Origin of the sequence: Sphaerospermopsis sp. LEGE 08334 (assembly GCF_015207205.1) — a bacterium.
In the GTDB taxonomy this organism is placed as follows: domain Bacteria; phylum Cyanobacteriota; class Cyanobacteriia; order Cyanobacteriales; family Nostocaceae; genus Sphaerospermopsis.
Genome location: NZ_JADEXH010000002.1, coordinates 26,452 through 42,959 on the forward strand (window position 1 = coordinate 26,452; position 16,508 = coordinate 42,959).

The 16,508-nt window shown below is 37.0% G+C and carries 18 protein-coding genes; 10 read left to right on the plus strand and 8 right to left on the minus strand.

Annotation, left to right across the window (positions count from 1 at the left end):
- Positions 1–252 precede the first annotated feature (252 nt).
- The 5 genes from IQ237_RS01235 to nblB all read left to right on the plus strand — a co-directional run bounded on the left by IQ237_RS01235 (position 253) and on the right by nblB (position 3,912).
- A complete protein-coding gene (locus IQ237_RS01235; RefSeq protein ID WP_194051843.1) occupies positions 253–1,209 on the plus strand; it encodes an RNA polymerase sigma factor, RpoD/SigA family in 957 nt (318 codons plus the stop codon).
- 334 nt (positions 1,210–1,543) lie between these two features.
- The gene (locus IQ237_RS01240; RefSeq protein ID WP_194051480.1) at positions 1,544–1,891 is read left to right on the plus strand and encodes a DUF760 domain-containing protein; all 348 of its coding nucleotides are present in this window, start codon (positions 1,544–1,546) and stop codon (positions 1,889–1,891) included.
- A gap of 177 nt (positions 1,892–2,068) precedes the next feature.
- On the plus strand, positions 2,069–2,491 hold the full coding sequence (gene mutT / locus IQ237_RS01245) for an 8-oxo-dGTP diphosphatase MutT (RefSeq protein WP_228019499.1): 423 nt from the start codon (positions 2,069–2,071) through the stop codon (positions 2,489–2,491).
- 209 nt (positions 2,492–2,700) lie between these two features.
- Positions 2,701–3,159 (plus strand): CBS domain-containing protein, encoded by a 459-nt coding sequence (locus tag IQ237_RS01250; protein WP_194051482.1) that lies wholly within the window; start codon positions 2,701–2,703, stop codon positions 3,157–3,159.
- A gap of 93 nt (positions 3,160–3,252) precedes the next feature.
- Entirely contained in the window at positions 3,253–3,912 is a 660-nt protein-coding gene (nblB, locus tag IQ237_RS01255; RefSeq protein ID WP_194051483.1) for a phycobilisome degradation protein NblB, read from the plus strand.
- A gap of 4 nt (positions 3,913–3,916) precedes the next feature.
- Here the strand turns inward: nblB and IQ237_RS01260 are convergent, their stop codons facing one another.
- The gene (locus tag IQ237_RS01260; RefSeq protein WP_194051485.1) at positions 3,917–4,435 is read right to left on the minus strand and encodes a DUF456 domain-containing protein; all 519 of its coding nucleotides are present in this window, start codon (positions 4,433–4,435) and stop codon (positions 3,917–3,919) included.
- Positions 4,436–4,534: 99 nt separating this feature from the next.
- Here IQ237_RS01260 and IQ237_RS01265 point away from each other — a divergent pair, with 99 nt between their 5' ends.
- Positions 4,535–5,155 (plus strand): Uma2 family endonuclease, encoded by a 621-nt coding sequence (locus IQ237_RS01265; RefSeq protein WP_194051487.1) that lies wholly within the window; start codon positions 4,535–4,537, stop codon positions 5,153–5,155.
- A gap of 32 nt (positions 5,156–5,187) precedes the next feature.
- Here IQ237_RS01265 and IQ237_RS01270 read toward each other — a convergent pair whose 3' ends face one another.
- The 3 genes from IQ237_RS01270 to rpaB are packed head-to-tail and all read right to left on the minus strand — an operon-like array spanning position 5,188 to position 6,726.
- Complete coding sequence (locus tag IQ237_RS01270; protein WP_194051489.1) at positions 5,188–5,829, minus strand: cofactor assembly of complex C subunit B; 642 nt, start codon at positions 5,827–5,829, stop codon at positions 5,188–5,190.
- Positions 5,826–5,993 carry an alpha/beta hydrolase gene (locus tag IQ237_RS01275; protein WP_194051491.1) on the minus strand — a complete coding sequence of 56 codons (168 nt, stop codon included), beginning with the start codon at positions 5,991–5,993 and terminating at the stop codon, positions 5,826–5,828. The genes IQ237_RS01270 and IQ237_RS01275 overlap by 4 nt, the downstream gene beginning before the upstream one ends.
- A gap of 4 nt (positions 5,994–5,997) precedes the next feature.
- A complete protein-coding gene (rpaB, locus tag IQ237_RS01280) occupies positions 5,998–6,726 on the minus strand; it encodes a response regulator transcription factor RpaB (protein ID WP_194051493.1) in 729 nt (242 codons plus the stop codon).
- A 169-nt stretch (positions 6,727–6,895) separates the two neighbouring features.
- Between rpaB and radA the strand changes: the two genes are divergently transcribed.
- Entirely contained in the window at positions 6,896–8,464 is a 1,569-nt protein-coding gene (gene radA, locus IQ237_RS01285) for a DNA repair protein RadA (RefSeq protein WP_194051495.1), read from the plus strand.
- A gap of 349 nt (positions 8,465–8,813) precedes the next feature.
- Here radA and rfbD read toward each other — a convergent pair whose 3' ends face one another.
- The 4 genes from rfbD to rfbB all read right to left on the minus strand — a co-directional run bounded on the left by rfbD (position 8,814) and on the right by rfbB (position 12,408).
- A complete protein-coding gene (gene rfbD / locus IQ237_RS01290) occupies positions 8,814–9,692 on the minus strand; it encodes a dTDP-4-dehydrorhamnose reductase (RefSeq protein ID WP_194051497.1) in 879 nt (292 codons plus the stop codon).
- Positions 9,689–10,237, minus strand: a complete 549-nt coding sequence (gene rfbC, locus IQ237_RS01295) for a dTDP-4-dehydrorhamnose 3,5-epimerase (RefSeq protein ID WP_194051499.1) — start codon at positions 10,235–10,237, stop codon at positions 9,689–9,691. Before rfbC ends, rfbD begins: the two co-directional genes overlap by 4 nt.
- A 99-nt stretch (positions 10,238–10,336) precedes the next feature.
- Positions 10,337–11,218, minus strand: coding sequence for a glucose-1-phosphate thymidylyltransferase RfbA (gene rfbA / locus IQ237_RS01300; protein WP_194051501.1), 882 nt, complete (start codon positions 11,216–11,218; stop codon positions 10,337–10,339).
- 101 nt (positions 11,219–11,319) lie between these two features.
- Complete coding sequence (rfbB, locus tag IQ237_RS01305) at positions 11,320–12,408, minus strand: dTDP-glucose 4,6-dehydratase (protein ID WP_194051503.1); 1,089 nt, start codon at positions 12,406–12,408, stop codon at positions 11,320–11,322.
- A 539-nt stretch (positions 12,409–12,947) separates the two neighbouring features.
- Here rfbB and IQ237_RS01310 point away from each other — a divergent pair.
- The 3 genes from IQ237_RS01310 (at position 12,948) to nusA (ending at position 16,470) form a co-directional block, all read left to right on the plus strand.
- The gene (locus IQ237_RS01310; RefSeq protein ID WP_194051505.1) at positions 12,948–14,378 is read left to right on the plus strand and encodes a hypothetical protein; all 1,431 of its coding nucleotides are present in this window, start codon (positions 12,948–12,950) and stop codon (positions 14,376–14,378) included.
- 216 nt (positions 14,379–14,594) lie between these two features.
- A complete protein-coding gene (gene rimP / locus IQ237_RS01315) occupies positions 14,595–15,056 on the plus strand; it encodes a ribosome maturation factor RimP (protein WP_194051507.1) in 462 nt (153 codons plus the stop codon).
- Between the two features lie 130 nt (positions 15,057–15,186).
- On the plus strand, positions 15,187–16,470 hold the full coding sequence (nusA, locus tag IQ237_RS01320) for a transcription termination factor NusA (RefSeq protein WP_194051509.1): 1,284 nt from the start codon (positions 15,187–15,189) through the stop codon (positions 16,468–16,470).
- The last annotated feature ends 38 nt before the right edge of the window (positions 16,471–16,508 follow it).

Below are 16,508 nucleotides of genomic sequence, written 5' to 3' on the forward strand. Positions count from 1 at the left end.
TAACAATCACATTAAACTAAAAATGTTAGACAGATCATGGGATCTCTAACTACAGGTACTTGTAAATACAAGTAAATAACTGTACCGTCTAGCAGTTAATAAGCCTAAATTGACGACATACCGGAAACAAAGTGGATCGGGTATGTAAATTGCAAACCAGAGCATAGTTTTCTAGTTAACCTGGGTATTATCTTCTCAAGGCATCAGCTAATGACACTACCAACCAACCCAACATCAACCAAGAGTAGCGCCATGAAGACGGCTCAGACACCTACAGACCTCGTGCGGACATACCTAAGAGAAATTGGCCGCGTGCCACTTTTAACCCATGAGGAAGAAATTCACTTTGGGAAACAGGTACAAAGATGTACCGCTTTGTATGAGGTGAGAGATCATCTTGCTACTCAGTTAGAGCGTCAACCTACAGTAGAAGAGTGGGCAAATGCGGCTGAGTTAGAAGTAAAAGAATTAAATAGAGCGATCGCTGAAGGTGAAATTGCTAAACGGAAAATGGTAGAAGCTAATTTGCGTTTAGTAGTGTCTGTAGCGAAAAAGTATATTAAACGTAATGTTGATTTACTTGACTTAATCCAAGAAGGTAGTATAGGAATGCAACGGGGTGTAGAAAAATTTGACCCTACAAAAGGGTATAGATTTTCTACTTATGCGTACTGGTGGATACGTCAGGCGATCACCCGCGCCATAGCGGAAAAAGCCCGCACTATTAGGCTACCTATTCATATTACGGAAAAATTAAACAAAATTAAGAAAGCCCAAAGGCAATTATCCCAAAAATTGGGACGTGCGCCTAGTATTTCTGAACTAGCTGAAGAATTACAATTAACACCTAAACAGGTGCGGGAGTGTCTAGAAAAAGCCCGTTTACCCTTGTCTCTTGATTTACGTTTAGGTGATAATTATGATACCGAACTAGGGGAAATGTTAGAAGATACAGGTGCATCACCTGAAGATTTTGTGATGCAATCTTCTCTATCTTACGACATAGAACGGATAATGTCAGAACTAACACCCCAACAAAAAGAAGTCATTAGACTACGGTTTGGGTTATCAGATGGACAATCTATGACATTAGCCCGAATTGGTGAAATACTTAATATTAGTCGGGAACGAGTGCGACAAATTGAACGAGAAGCCTTAACAAAACTTCGTAAATCTAAACATAGCATGAATGAGTATCTTGCTAGTTAGTCAGGAGTCAGGAGTCAGGAGTCAGGAGTCAGGAGTTATTGATTTTGGATTTTGGATTGTTTTTGTCAACTTCAATCTAAAATCTAAAATCTAAAATTTTCATACCTATTCCCTATTCCCTCTTAACTGTCACCTGTCAACTGTCACCTAGACTCATTCGCAATAATACGCTGCTTTTGGTACGGTTAAACCGACTCCCCCGACTGAAATAACCTGTTACATTGAATGAAATAGACACAAAGTTAAATTTTCGTCGTCATTAAATAGAAAACAGGTTATTTATCATTGTAGTCACAATTACCATAGATAGTAGTTGTAGCAAAGGAGATCAAAAGTGAGTAACCAACCTAATCGAGTATCAGAATTTTTCAACGGTGAAACAGAAAATAGCAACTTATTGTGGCAGTATGTCAAATCTTTAAGTCCAGAAACCGTAACACAGTTATCTAAACCTACTTCTGCGGAAGTATTTCAAGTGATGGAACGAAATATTGTGGGACTGTTGGGAAATCTGCCTTCTGAACATTTTGGTGTTACCATTACAACTAGCAGAGAAAATTTAGGTAGATTATTAGCTTCTGCAATGATTAGTGGTTATTTTATTCGTAATGCAGAACAAAGAATGAACTTTGATATGGCTATACAAGGAACAGAAGTAAGCAATAGTGATGTTGCTGAGTAATTTAACCAATTAACACCAGTTAAATAAATTTTCTGATCAATCCAAAATGAAGATACGAGAATTTTAATAATTGGTGTTTTTTTATCAAGTAAATGTTAAAATTAGGTAGTTTTCAGATCCCTGACTTCTTTAAGAAGTTGGGGATCTATAATATAATGATTAAATTTTACTACAATTATGATCACAGAAATATCAAATATTCCCCATAAAATTATCGGTGTTGCTGTTATTTGGAACGACGAAAAACAGATATTAATTGATCGTCGTCTTCCCACAGGAACAATGGCTAATTTATGGGAATTTCCTGGAGGTAAAATTGAACCAGGAGAAACCATAGAAGAATGTATAGAACGGGAAATTTTAGAAGAGTTAGGAATTAAAATTGCAGTAAGAGAACATTTGATTACAATTGATCACACTTATCCTCATTTACGAGTAACTTTGACAGTGCATCATTGTTATTATTTAGAAGGTATTCCCCAAGCTATTGAATGTGCCGAAGTGCGTTGGGTGAGTTTGGATGATTTAGATAATTTTGATTTTCCTGAAGCGAATGGAGAAATTATTGCTGCTTTGAGAAAATATCAAAACAATAATTAATGTTTAATAAACAGAATTTGATGTAGAATATTATGCAATAATCTATGATAGTAATAAAGTAAAAATTTTTATCATACAAGAGATTATTCAGCAAATTCAGCATTTTTTTCAATCATCAAAAGTAACAATCTATTAAAAGTTTTCATTGATTAGTCATCAATTACCTACAATAATTAAAAAGACTTTTATAAAAGGTGTAAGTAAAAAAAATGCTTAAAACCGTTGCAGAAGTGATGACCCATAATCCAATTATGGTTAATCCTCAAACTCCTTTAAAAGAAGCTATCCAAATCTTAGCAGAAAAACGTATTAGCGGTTTACCTGTGATTAATGATGCAGGTAAATTAGTGGGCATCATATCCGAAACAGACCTGATGTGGCAAGAAACCGGTGTCACTCCACCTGCATACATCATGTTTTTGGATAGTGTAATTTATTTACAAAATCCTGCTACTTATGATCGGGATTTACATAAAGCTTTAGGACAAACTGTAGGGGAAGTGATGAGTAAAAACCCTCTCACTATTACCCCTGATAAGTCCCTGAAAGAAGCTGCAAAAATGATCCAAGAACATAAAGTACATCGTTTACCTGTGCTGGAGAGTATGGGTAAAGTTATTGGTATTCTGACTCGTGGTGATATTATCCGCGCTATGGCCGCTGAGTAGGTGACTGGGGACTGGGGACTGGGGACTGGGAAAGATTAAGAACCCAATGCCCAATGACTAATAAAATAGGATCATTAAAAATAGGATCATTAAATGAGTATATCTGTTGAATCTGTAAAAGAATTACTGAGTTCTGATAACTTGGGCGATCGCCTACGTGCAGTCAATCAAATCCGCGAACTCGAACCTAAAACCGGTTTAGAATTAGTACAAGTTGCTATCCGTGATAAAAATTCCCGTGTTCGTTATTCTGCCGTTAGTCAAATGGACACCTTGGGAGGACAGGATTTAGACTTATCCTTGCAGATATTACGGGAACTACTCACCGATCCTGAAGCAGATGTACAAGCAGCAGCAGCAGACTGTTTAGGGGCGCTGAAATTACAGGTAGCTTTTGAAGATTTACAGGAACTTTATCATCAAACCCCAGAATGGCTCGTACAATTCAGTATTGTTGCTACCTTGGGAGCATTGGGAGATCCACGGGGTTTTGAACTCCTCAAACAAGCACTCGCTTCAGATAATGGTTTAGTGCAAACTGCGGCTATTAGTTCCCTGGGAGAGTTGGGAAACCCAGATGCAGTTCCCCTTTTAGCAACCTATTCTACTAATTCAGATTGGCAGGTGCGTTATAGAGTTGTTCAGGCTTTGGGTAATTTAGGTGGTGCGGAAGCTAAAGCTATTTTAGAGACTTTGGTTAATGATGAAGTAGAAGCGGTTGCAAAGGAAGCGAAAAGAGCAAACCATAGTTAAAATACTACCCACCAAAAACCTGTGTCCATGTAGTCCAAATAAAAACTACCACCGCACCCACAGCAAGAACACCCTGAAGTAAATTCCCTACTACTGTTCCTACAGTAATTCCTATACCTGCTTTCACTGCTTTACCCAAATCTTTTTGATACAGCAACTCACCAATAATTGCCCCTAAAAGTGGACCAATTAACATTCCCAACAATGGTCCACCGAAGGGTAAAGCTGGCAATAATCCGAAAAATCCCAGAAATAAACCAACAAACGCCCCTATTTGTCCCCATTTACTTGCACCGGCTTGTTTTGCTCCTATGTAACCGGCTAAAAAATCTACTCCCATACTCAGAAGTAGAACAATACCTGTAACAATGAGGGGTATTTTAATAACTGCTACAGAACCATTAACAATTCCCCAGATGATGATAGCGGCTAATATTAAACTACTACCGGGAATTGCAGGAACTACAGAACCAATCACACCCACAAGCATTAAAGCTATTAATAAACAGTAAATAATTTGCATAGTTTTAAAGAAGGTGACAGGTGACAGGTGACAGTAAATAGGCAAAAGGCAAGATGCAAAAGTTTATAATATTCTTATCTTTAGCAATGCTCAACAGCCATGATTCAAACCTTATCTAAAGTTATCACCTTTGAGGAATTTGTCGCTTGGCTACCTGAAAATTCCGGGGTACGTTATGAATTACATCATGGCAATATTATTGAAATGGCACAACCTACAGGAGATCACGAAGAAGTTAAAAGTTTTCTAGGGGTAGAAATTCCCTTTGAAATCAAACGTCTGGGATTACCTTATGGTATTCCTAACCAAGTGATAGTTAGACCAGATGGTAAAGATTCTGGTTATTTCCCAGATTTGTTGGTGCTAAACCGTGAAAATTTAGTTAATGAAAAATTATGGAAAAAAGAATCTATTGTTAGTCAAGGTGCTTTTATACCTTTGGTGATTGAAATTGTATCAACTAACTGGCGTGATGATTACTACTTAAAATATGCTGATTATGAGGAAATGGGGATTTCTGAATATTGGATTATAGATTATGCAGCTTTGGGTGGACGTAATTTTATTGGTAATCCTAAACAACCGACTATCTCTGTTTGTAATTTGGTTGATGGAGAATATCAAATCAGTAAGTTTCAAAATAATGATATAATCATTTCTCAAACTTTTCTTGAATTTAATCTTACCGCAAATCAGATTTTTCAGGCTGGTGTAGTTTAGCATCCAATTCCAGCATCATTCCCAATCAGCAATCACCCATTACCAAGAGTAACAGCTAATTTATCAGCTATTCCCGCAATCCAATTTTCATCTTGTTTTGTATAACTGCGAGGTGCGTTTGCTCCTAAAATTAACACACCTTCTTTACCAATGGGTTGACAAATTACACCTTGGGTATTTTCAGGTAAATAATCAAATTCAATTTTGCCGGGATAGACTTTTAAAGCTACTAAATAAACTGGTTTTTGGGTTGCTAAAACTCTTTTTAATATTGCACCTGATGTAACTTCTGATTTAGCACCCAGAATACCGCGACGTAACAAAACCTTACCTTGGTAATAAACTACAAGCGATCGCGTTACTGTATTAGTTAACAGTAACCTTGATGCCCAAGCTAATTCTGTTTTCACGGTTTCTGGTAAATCAGGATCTAACACAAAACCCTCTTCTCCAATCAGTTCTACAGTATCAGGGGTTTTGGGTTGGACTTGTTGCCAAATTAAACCCGTTAAAATTAACACTGCACTTAAAATCACTCCCAACACATCCCCCCGCGCTTGAGAGTCTGTCAGTTCTGGTGTTAACAACCGATTGACAAACAACAAAACAGCACCTAAACCCCCAACTACCAAGGGTAAACGCCGTAAAACTCGATTAGGATCAGATTTGGTCATTGGTAATAGGTAATTGGTAATTGGTGATTGGTAATTGGTGATTGGTAATTGGTGATTGGTAATTGGTAATTGGTAATTGGTAATTGGTAATGGGTAATGGGTAATGGGTAATTGGTAATTGGTAAACTACTGTCACCTGTCACCTCATAACTGTCACCTGTCACCTAATTACTCTTCCCCTGCTTCCAGAATACGTTGAAATAAATAACCAGTACCTCTAGCAGTAAGTATTAATTCTGGGTTGCTGGGATCATCTTCTAATTTTGCCCGTAACCGGGAAATATGTACATCTACTACACGGGTATCTACATGGCGTTCTGGTGTGTAACCCCAAACTTCTTGTAAAATTTCGGAACGGGAAAAAGCTTCTCCTGAACGACTTACTAATAGTTCTAATAAGCTAAATTCCATGCCAGTTAAGCGGATGCGTTCATCACCTTTGTAAACTTGGCGTTTATTGGTGTCAATTCTGATATTACCAACATGAATCACTCCAGAACTGGGAATACCAGTTGCTCCGGTTTTGTCTACTCTGCGTAAAACTGAGCGAATACGCGCTTCTAATTCTTTGGGAGAAAAGGGTTTAACTACGTAGTCATCCGCACCCAATTCTAAACCGGTGATCCGATCAGCTACATCACCCAAGGCTGTTAGCATAATGATGGGAACATCAGATTCTTTACGTAATTCTTGACAAACACCGTAACCATCTAACTTTGGCATCATCACATCCAAAACTACCAGGTCTGGTTCTGATTTGTGAAAAGTTTCTAAGGCTTCTTCTCCATCACCTGCTGTCACTACATCATAGCCAATCATGGAAAGGCGTGTTTCCAAAATCCGCCTAATGCTTGCTTCGTCGTCTACTACCAGGATTTTTTCTTTATGACTTTCCAAGTTTCTTCACGCTCCCTAACTAAATTTTTAACATTATGAATTTTATTACCATAATATTAAGATATCATTGCATCAGTTAATCTGAAAAAGCTGTAACTACTACTATTATTTAACTTGAGTTTTTTCTAAAACTTAAACAAAAATTAAGATTCTTAAATAAAAATTACCCATGGCAAAGCCCAAAACTATTTTTATATGTAGCAAATGCGGAGCCGAGTTCTCCCAGTGGTTCGGCAAGTGTGCAAATTGTGACACTTACGATTCTTTAGTGGAAGAGAATGCTACACCTTTCGGGGTGGATATACCTAGTCGGGGGGGAGTAGGTAACTGGCACGCTGCACCAGGGGGAATTAAACCCAGCAGCAGTAAACCCGCTAAACCAAGGGCTTCTCTGACTTTCGATCAAATTAGCGATCGCCAAATTGCTCGGTGGGAATCCGGTTATGGCGAGTTAGATCGGGTACTTGGTGGCGGTGTTGTCCCTGGTTCGATGGTTCTCATCGGTGGTGATCCCGGTATTGGTAAATCTACTCTCTTACTCCAAGTTTCTAACGAATTATCCCAAAGATACCGTATTCTCTACGTTACTGGTGAGGAATCAGGACAACAGGTAAAATTACGCGCTTCTCGTTTGGGAATGTCTAAACCGATCAATGTTGTCATTGAAGAAAATGCGGAAAATAAAGAAGAAGTTAAAAATACTGATAAAGTACAGGAAAATACAGAAGAAACTATAGAACATCATACCATTGGTTCTGATTTATATGTCTTACCAGAAACGGATTTAGAGGAAATTTTGCGGGAAATTGATTCTCTCAAACCTAATCTAGCTGTGATTGATAGTATACAAACTGTATTCTTCCCAGCTTTGACATCTGCACCTGGTTCAGTAGCGCAGGTGCGGGAATGTACCGCCGCTTTAATGAAGGTGGCAAAACATGAAGATATTACAATGTTAATTGTTGGTCATGTCACGAAAGAAGGAACTATAGCTGGACCGAGGGTTTTAGAACATTTAGTAGATACGGTTTTGTATTTTGAAGGCGATCGCTTTGCTTCCCACAGATTATTAAGAACTGTTAAAAATCGTTTCGGAGCTACCCATGAAATTGGTATATTTGAAATGGTATCTAATGGATTAAGGGAAGTACCCAATCCTTCAGAATTATTTCTGGGAAACCGCGACGACCCCGCACCGGGTACAGCTATTGTAGTAGCTTGTGAAGGAACAAGACCGATAGTAGTAGAATTGCAAGCTTTGGTAAGTCCTACCAGTTACCCTTCACCCCGTCGAGCAGGTACAGGGATAGATTATAACCGCTTAGTGCAGATTTTGGCAGTATTAGAAAAACGGGTAGGGATACCGATGTCAAAATTAGATTCCTACGTTGCATCTGCGGGGGGTTTGAATGTAGAAGAACCTGCGGTAGACTTAGGGATTGCGATCGCCATTGTCGCCAGTTTTCGAGATAGAATAGTTGATCCCGAAACAGTATTAATAGGGGAAGTAGGTTTAGGGGGACAAGTGCGATCGGTGTCCCAAATGGAACTGAGATTAAAAGAAGCAGCAAAATTAGGGTTTAAACGAGCGATAATACCCAAAGGTCAAAAGTTTCCTGATTTAAACATAGAAATTTTACAAGTTTCTAAAGTCATAGATGCGATTATTGCCGCTATTCCTCATCAATCTTTGGAAGATATTGATTTAGAAACAGATGAAAAAGATGAGAATGAATAAAAAAACATAATCACTCCCCATCTGCGTTTAACTTTTATTAAACTAACCGCAGAGACGCAGAGGACGCAGAGAAATAAAGTCAAGAAGAAGATCCCCGACCAGGGGAAACGCATCTAAATCTTATTGACAAAATACCGTTTTAATGTATAGACCAATAAATCCCTATTTATCGTTTGATTGATTTTTTCAGGATCATGGTGATGGACTAAAATATTGTCAATAAGTGGTCGTTAATGCGAATATTTTGGTCGTTATTGAGATTGAATCGCCCTTATTGATAAGATGCGTTTCCCCTGGATCCCCGACTTCTTAAAAAACTCCGGGATCTGACTTTTGATACTGTCACCTGTCACCTGTCAAGAACTAATTTTAAAACTTGATCCCATTCTGGCATTTTTAACCCAAAAGTATCAGACAATTTTTGATTATCCAATAAAGAAAAAGCTGGTCTACTCGCAGGGGTAGGATATTCTGGGGTAGTAATAGCAATTAACCGTTTTAATTTACGTTCATTATTGGGAAAATCATCTTTTAAAATTGCCTTCGCAAAACCATACCAGCTAGTTTTACCACTAGGAGATAAATTATATATTCCTCCTTTATGAGTAAAAAAATCAGTTAGGTTATTTTGACCTTGAGTAATAACTTGCGCTGTAATTTCTGCAATCATTCTACTCCAAGTCGGAGCGCCAATTTGATCATCAACTACTTTAATTTCTTCTCTTTCTTTTGCTAATCTTTGCATCGTTAATAAGAAGTTTTTACCACGCAAACCATAAACCCAGCTAGTACGGAAAATAATATGATTAACACCCACAGATGTAATTGCTTCCTCACCCGCTAACTTAGTTTTACCATAGACATTTTGGGGATTTTTGAGTTCATCTTCTTGATAAGAAAGACTGTTATTACCATCAAAAACATAATCAGTAGAATAGTGAATTATAGCTGACCCCAAACGTTTAGCTTCTTCAGCTATAATACCAGGTGCAACACCATTAATCGACATTGCTAAATCCGGTTCTGATTCTGCTTTATCCACCGCAGTATAAGCAGCAGGATTGACAATTAAATCTGGTTTTATATCCCTAATTGTAGCACTAATTGTATCTGGTTGTGCTAAATCTAATTGATTTCTTCCCACAGAAATCACATCACCCATAGTCATTAAAGTACGTTGTAATTCCCAACCTACCTGGCCAGAAACACCCGTTAATAAAATTTTCATTGATAAACCTCCGCTTCTAAAAATAACTTACCTACTTTATCCTTTGCAGACACAATTGGTTCATCTTTTTCTATCGGCCAAGAAATCGCTAAATCTGGATCATTCCATAAAATAGTGCGGTCATATTCTGGTGCATAATAATCAGTGGTTTTATACAGAAAATCTGCATATTCAGATAACACTAAAAAACCATGAGCAAAACCCGGTGGTATCCACAATTGATGTTTATTTTCTGCTGATAAATGCACACCCACCCATTGTCCAAAAGTAGTAGAACTTTTTCGCAAATCAACAGTAACATCAAAAACTTCACCAACTACAACCCTGACTAATTTTCCTTGTGGTTGCTGAATTTGATAATGCAAACCTCGCAACACATTTTTACGAGAGCGAGAGTGATTATCTTGGACAAAATGATGTAATATTCCGGTTTTGTCTAAAAAAATTCTTTCATTAAAACTTTCATAAAAAAACCCCCTTTCATCTCCAAAAACTTTAGGTTCAATTAATAAGACATCAGGAATTTCTGTGTTTATAATCTTCATCAAATCATCCTCTTGTGTATTTCAAACCTTATATCCTTATTAACTAACTCTAGATCATAGCTGATTACTGATTACTGATAGCTGAATACTGAGGTTTTCTCAATTAAAAGTAATTTCATCTTCTAAAATTCGTCTTAAATAAAGACCATAACTACTTTTACCCATAGATTCAACCAAATAACTAAGTTGTTGAGTATCAATATAACCTTGATAATAGGCAATTTCTTCAATACAAGCTATTTTCAATCCCTGTCTTTGTTCTAAAGTTTGGATAAAATTACTAGCTTGATGTAAAGATTCATGTGTACCTGTATCTAACCAAGCATATCCTCTTCCTAAAATTTCTACCTTTAATTGATCTTGCTTTAAATAAGCTAAATTCACATCAGTAATTTCTAGCTCACCCCGTGTAGAAGGTTTCAAATTAGCAGCAATTTCTGTAACTTGGGAATCATAAAAATAAATTCCCGGTACTGCATATTTTGATTTAGGAACTTTTGGTTTTTCCTCAATACTAATTGCTTTACCCATATTATCAAATTCAATCACACCATAACTTTCCGGGTTAGTGACTTTATAACCAAAAACTAAACCTCCATTTTGCAATTGAGCAGCACGGGTTAAAACTTCTGTGAAACCATGACCATAAAAAATATTATCTCCCAAAATTAAACACACTGAATCATTTTTGATAAAATCTTTCCCCAAAATAAAAGCTTGTGCTAAACCTTCTGGTTTTGGTTGTTCCACATAACTAAACTTTAAACCCCATTGACTACCATCTTTTAGTAATTTTTGAAAAAGAGGTAAATCTGTGGGTGTGGAAATAATTAAAATTTCTCTAATTCCAGCTAACATCAACACCGATAAAGGATAATAAATCATCGGTTTGTCATAAACCGACATTAATTGTTTACTGACAACTTGAGTTAAGGGATAAAGTCTTGTACCAGAACCACCTGCGAGAATAATACCCTTCATTTTATCTTCCTTATACAGCGAATTAATTATTACTAAATAAATCCAGGACTTACGCAAAATAAAACGGAAGTAGGGGTAATTCATGAATTACCCCTACTCCTTTAACGACTTTCGTAATTTTTCTGAATCCAGTTTTTATATTCTCCTGTAAAAATAGATTCTATCCAAGCTGAATTGTCAAGATACCATTGCACAGTTTTCAATAAACCACTATCAAAATTTTCCTTGGGTTGCCAACCTAATTCTTTTGTGATTTTACTACAATCAATTGCATAGCGGCGATCATGTCCAGGACGATCTTTAATAAAGGTAATTAATGAAGAATATTGAAAATTATCTTTCGGCGCTAACTTCTCTAAAATCTCACAAATTTTATTCACAACTACTAAGTTAGTTTGTTCATTTAATCCACCCACGTTATAACTTTCACCGATTTTACCTTCTTTTAAAACCAAATAAATAGCATCACAGTGATCACCTACATATAACCAATCTCTCACATTTTGACCATCACCATAAATAGGTAAAGGTTTCTTATTTAAAGCATTAAGTATCATCAAAGGAATCAGTTTTTCAGGAAACTGTAACGGTCCATAATTATTAGAACAATTAGTAGTTAAAGTAGGTAAATTATAGGTGTGATAGTAGGATCTAACTAAATGATCTGCACTAGCTTTAGAAGCTGCATAAGGACTATTTGGTGCATAAGGTGTATCTTCTCGAAAAGCTGGATCATCTGGATTTAAAGAACCATAAACTTCATCGGTAGATATATGCAAAAATCGGAATTTTTCTTGTTTTTCTGATTTTAAGTTTTGCCAATAAACTTTACTTGCTTCTAATAAATGGAATGTTCCCATTACGTTAGTTTGAATAAAATTAATGGGAGTGATAATTGAACGATCTACATGAGTTTCCGCAGCAAAGTTGATTACTGCATCTGGTTGATATTTTTCTAACAAATAACTGACTAATTCAAAGTTACCAATATCTCCTTGAATAAAAGCATAATTGGGATCATCTTGTAATTCAGCTAAATTTTGTAGATTACTAGCATAAGTCAGTTTATCTAAATTAATGATATTAGCCCATTGATTTTTTCTAGCTTGGAGAACAAAGTTAGCTCCTATAAATCCTGCGCCACCTGTAACTAATAAAGTTGGCAGATCATTTTTTTGGAAGTTTGACATATCAACAGATTTTTCCTATTTGTTATTGTTTGATTTTTAGTGGAAATGTGGTAATTTTAACTGTTGTAATGTTACGGCTAATCATCAGATTACAGCTATTTTCAGGTAAATAAACCACATTTTGATTTAAGTTTCGCGTCAACAATGTAGGGGCGAAGCATTCGGACAATTAATTATCGGTTTTTACCTAAGACTATCATCCAAATACTTCGCCCTTACTGTGGTCTAAAGACATGAAAACTGCTGTAAAAACCAAAAATATGAGCTACATAAAAACCTAAAACCTTACACCCATTTGCAAAAGATACTTTTTGAAGTAAATCGTGTATTTGGTATCTACCTCACTATTTATTACAATAAAAATGTTCATATACTTATTAGACAACACATATTTGTCAAAATATATACTAGTTTTTTACATGACCCCTTGATTAAGTACAGACATTATACAGAAATTGTACTCAAGAAGGAGATAATTAAGCAATATATTAAACTAAAGAAGAGAAAGACTTAATATTGAGTATAAAAATTAACTAATAATGAATAAATTAAAACCTCGAAAACAAGCTAATCTATGGTTGGAAAAGTTAATGGCGATCGCAGCCAGTGTTAACTTAGGGTTAGTAGTGTTTGATTTGAGTTACGTGCCTTGGCGGGATTTTTACTTGCGAAGAGTTCCCCAAATCACCCAGATTTATGACCCGATTAAAGGTATTGAACCCCATCGAGACACGAAAAATTATCTAGAAACAGTAGCTGCTTTAGAAGCACAAGTTAGCCAAACCGGATTAAACTCCCCTCAAGTAAAAACCAAGTTAGCAGAAATCAGCCGTTTGAGCAACGAGATAATTGATAGTAATCCCTTTGCAAGTGCGGGTAAAAGTGGAACTCTGGAAAAAATTAAAAATCGGATGCGGGAACACATCGGCCAAGAATCAGCAAAACGCGCCTTTGATACTTTTTGGAGTGCAGAAAATTTATCTAAACGGGGTTGGATACAAGAAATTAATTTTTTTAACCAGCAAATTCGTCCTGGGATTGCTGCTAACTATTACCGCAAAATAGGCGAAAATGGCGAATTTATAGATGATTTTTGGTTAATTGATTTACCGTTTGTCGTGATCTTTGGCTTAGAATTGCTATTACGTACTTTTTATATAAAACGTCAAAATCGCCATTTAAGCTGGTTAGAAGCGATTTTATGGCGTTGGTATGACCTATTGTTAGTAATTCCCTTTTGGCGTTGGTTGCGAGTTTTACCAGTATTAGTTCGTCTAGATCAAGCCGGGTTAATTGATCTACATTTAGTGAGAAGGCAAATTCACCAAGGTATAGTAGCCAATTTTGCCGAAGAAATCACAGAAATTGTAGTAGTGCGGGTAATTAACCAAATGCAGGTTTCAATACAGCGCGGTGATATTACCAGGTGGTTATTACAACCGGAAAAAGAGCGTGCCTACATTGATATTAATAATATTAACGAAGTAGAAGCACTTTCAGGACTGTTAATACAAACCATCGTTAATCAAGTCTTACCAAAAATCCAACCAGAAATGAATGCCATTTTGCGGCACAATATCGAACTTGCTTTTGGGCAAGTACCTGTTTATCGTAACCTGCTCATGCTGCCAGGAGTAGGACAGGCACAAAATCAGCTAAGTGAAAAATTGGCCAATCAAATCACCACAAACTTATATCTTGCCTTGGTTAGCGCCTTTAAAGATCCAGTTGCAGCCCAACTTTCTAGTCAGTTAGTGGAAAAATTTACTACGGTTTTAGGGGGAGAAATTCAGGAAAAGCACGTAATTTTAGAAATTCAAAGTTTGCTCAATGACTTTTTAGAAGAAGTAAAAATTAATTATGTTCAACGTCTATCCCAAGAAGATATTGAGCAAATTATCGAGCAAACAAGAAGGATGCGATCGCAAGCTACTGTTCCCACAGTTATTGATAAAAGATTTAGAATGTAGAAGTGTATAGGTGTATAGGTTTATGGGTGTATGGGTGTATAGGTAAATTAATAACCCAATCACCAATCACCAGTCACCAATCACTAATGACTAACGAAAAAAATACGCTACACTCATGTTAGGGGCGAACCAATACAGGTTCGTCACAAGACTTCTTGGAAGATATCCCTATCGCCGGAAGTGGGTAGAAGCCCACTTTTTTTATTGAATTTTCCCATGACTCATCCTTTAGTTCCACAAATTATTGAATTGGCGAAACCAGTAGCAGAAGAACTGGGTTTGGAAGTAGTTGGCATAGTTTTTCATACCAACCAACGTCCACCAGTTTTGCGGGTAGATATCCGTAACCCTCAACAGGACACTGGTTTAGACGATTGCGAACGAATGAGCCGTGCTTTAGAAGCCTCCTTAGACGCGACAGAGATGATTCCAGATGCTTACGTATTGGAAGTCTCCAGTCCTGGAATTTCCCGACAATTGAACACAGACAGGGAGTTTATTTCCTTTAAAGGATTTCCCGTGGTGATCTCCACTTCTGAACCCTACGAAGGAAAACAAGAGTGGATTGGTAACTTGATGCGCCGGGATGAAACAAAAATTTACTTAAACCAAAAAGGTCGTGTAGTACAGATACCCCGTTCCCTCGTTACCAGCGTGCAACTCGATGAGGGCAGTTAACTAAAATTGAGATTTTAGATGCAGGGTTTTAGATTCAGGGTTTTAGATAAAAATCTAAAATCCCAGATTTAAAATACAAAAAATTGCTGGTTGCTGACATAAAAATTTAAAAATTAAGGAGATGTTGCTTATGTCAATGGTTACTTTACCGGGATTAAAAGATTTAATTGAAAGCATTAGCCGCGAGCGAAATTTACCACGTTTAGCAGTGCAATCATCTATTAGAGAAGCATTACTTAAAGGTTACGAACGTTATCGCCGCGCCCAAAATTTAGAGCGCCGACAATTTGATGAAAATTATTTTGATAATTTTGAAGTAGAACTTGATATTGAAGGAGAAGGATTTCGAGTTCTTTCTACCAAAACAATAGTCGAAGAAGTGACTAATTCAGATCATCAAATTTCCTTAGATGAAGTACAACAAGTTGCGCCAGAAGCCCAATCAGGTGATTCTGTGGTCTTAGATGTCACCCCAGATCAAGGAGAATTTGGACGCATGGCAGCCATGCAAACTAAACAAGTGCTGGCACAGAAATTGCGGGATCAACAACGTCAAATGGTGCAAGAAGAATTTCAAGATTTAGAAAGTACCGTTTTACAAGCGAGAGTTTTAAGATTTGAAAGACAATCAGTAATTTTGGCAGTTAGCAGCGGTTTTGGTCAGCCCGAAGTAGAAGCAGAATTACCAAAAAGGGAACAACTACCCAATGATACATACCGTTCCAATACCACCTTTAAGGTATATCTAAAAAAAGTTTCCCAAGGACAACAAAGGGGTCCACAGTTACTAGTATCTCGTGCTGATGCTGGGTTAGTAGTTTATTTATTTGCCAACGAAGTCCCAGAAATTGAAGACGAAGTAGTGCGAATAGTGGCAGTAGCTAGAGAAGCAAATCCTCCTTCCCGTTATGTCGGTCCACGGACTAAAATAGCAGTAGATACCCTGGATCGAGATGTAGACCCAGTTGGAGCTTGTATTGGCGCGAGGGGATCACGAATTCAAGTAGTAGTCAATGAATTGCGGGGTGAAAAAATAGATGTAATTCGCTGGTCTCCAGATCCAGCAACTTACATTGCCAACGCCTTGAGTCCTGCCAGAGTTGATGAAGTGCGCTTAATGGACCCCGAAAGTCGGCAAACCCACGTTTTAGTAGCAGAAGATCAACTGAGTTTAGCTATTGGGAAAGAAGGACAAAACGTGAGATTAGCAGCCAGACTGACAGGCTGGAAAATTGACATTAAAGATCAAGCTAAATATGACTATGCCGCAGAAGATGCGAAATTTGCAGCTGTGAGAGCAAACTATCAGGCAGAAAATGATGAAACCGAGATGGAACAACTAGAAGATGAATATCAGGACAAATTAGAATTAGAGAATGATAATTTTGAAACTAACGAGGAAGAGACAGATTAATTCTCAAATGTTTTTTGACAATAGTCTGTTCACTATCA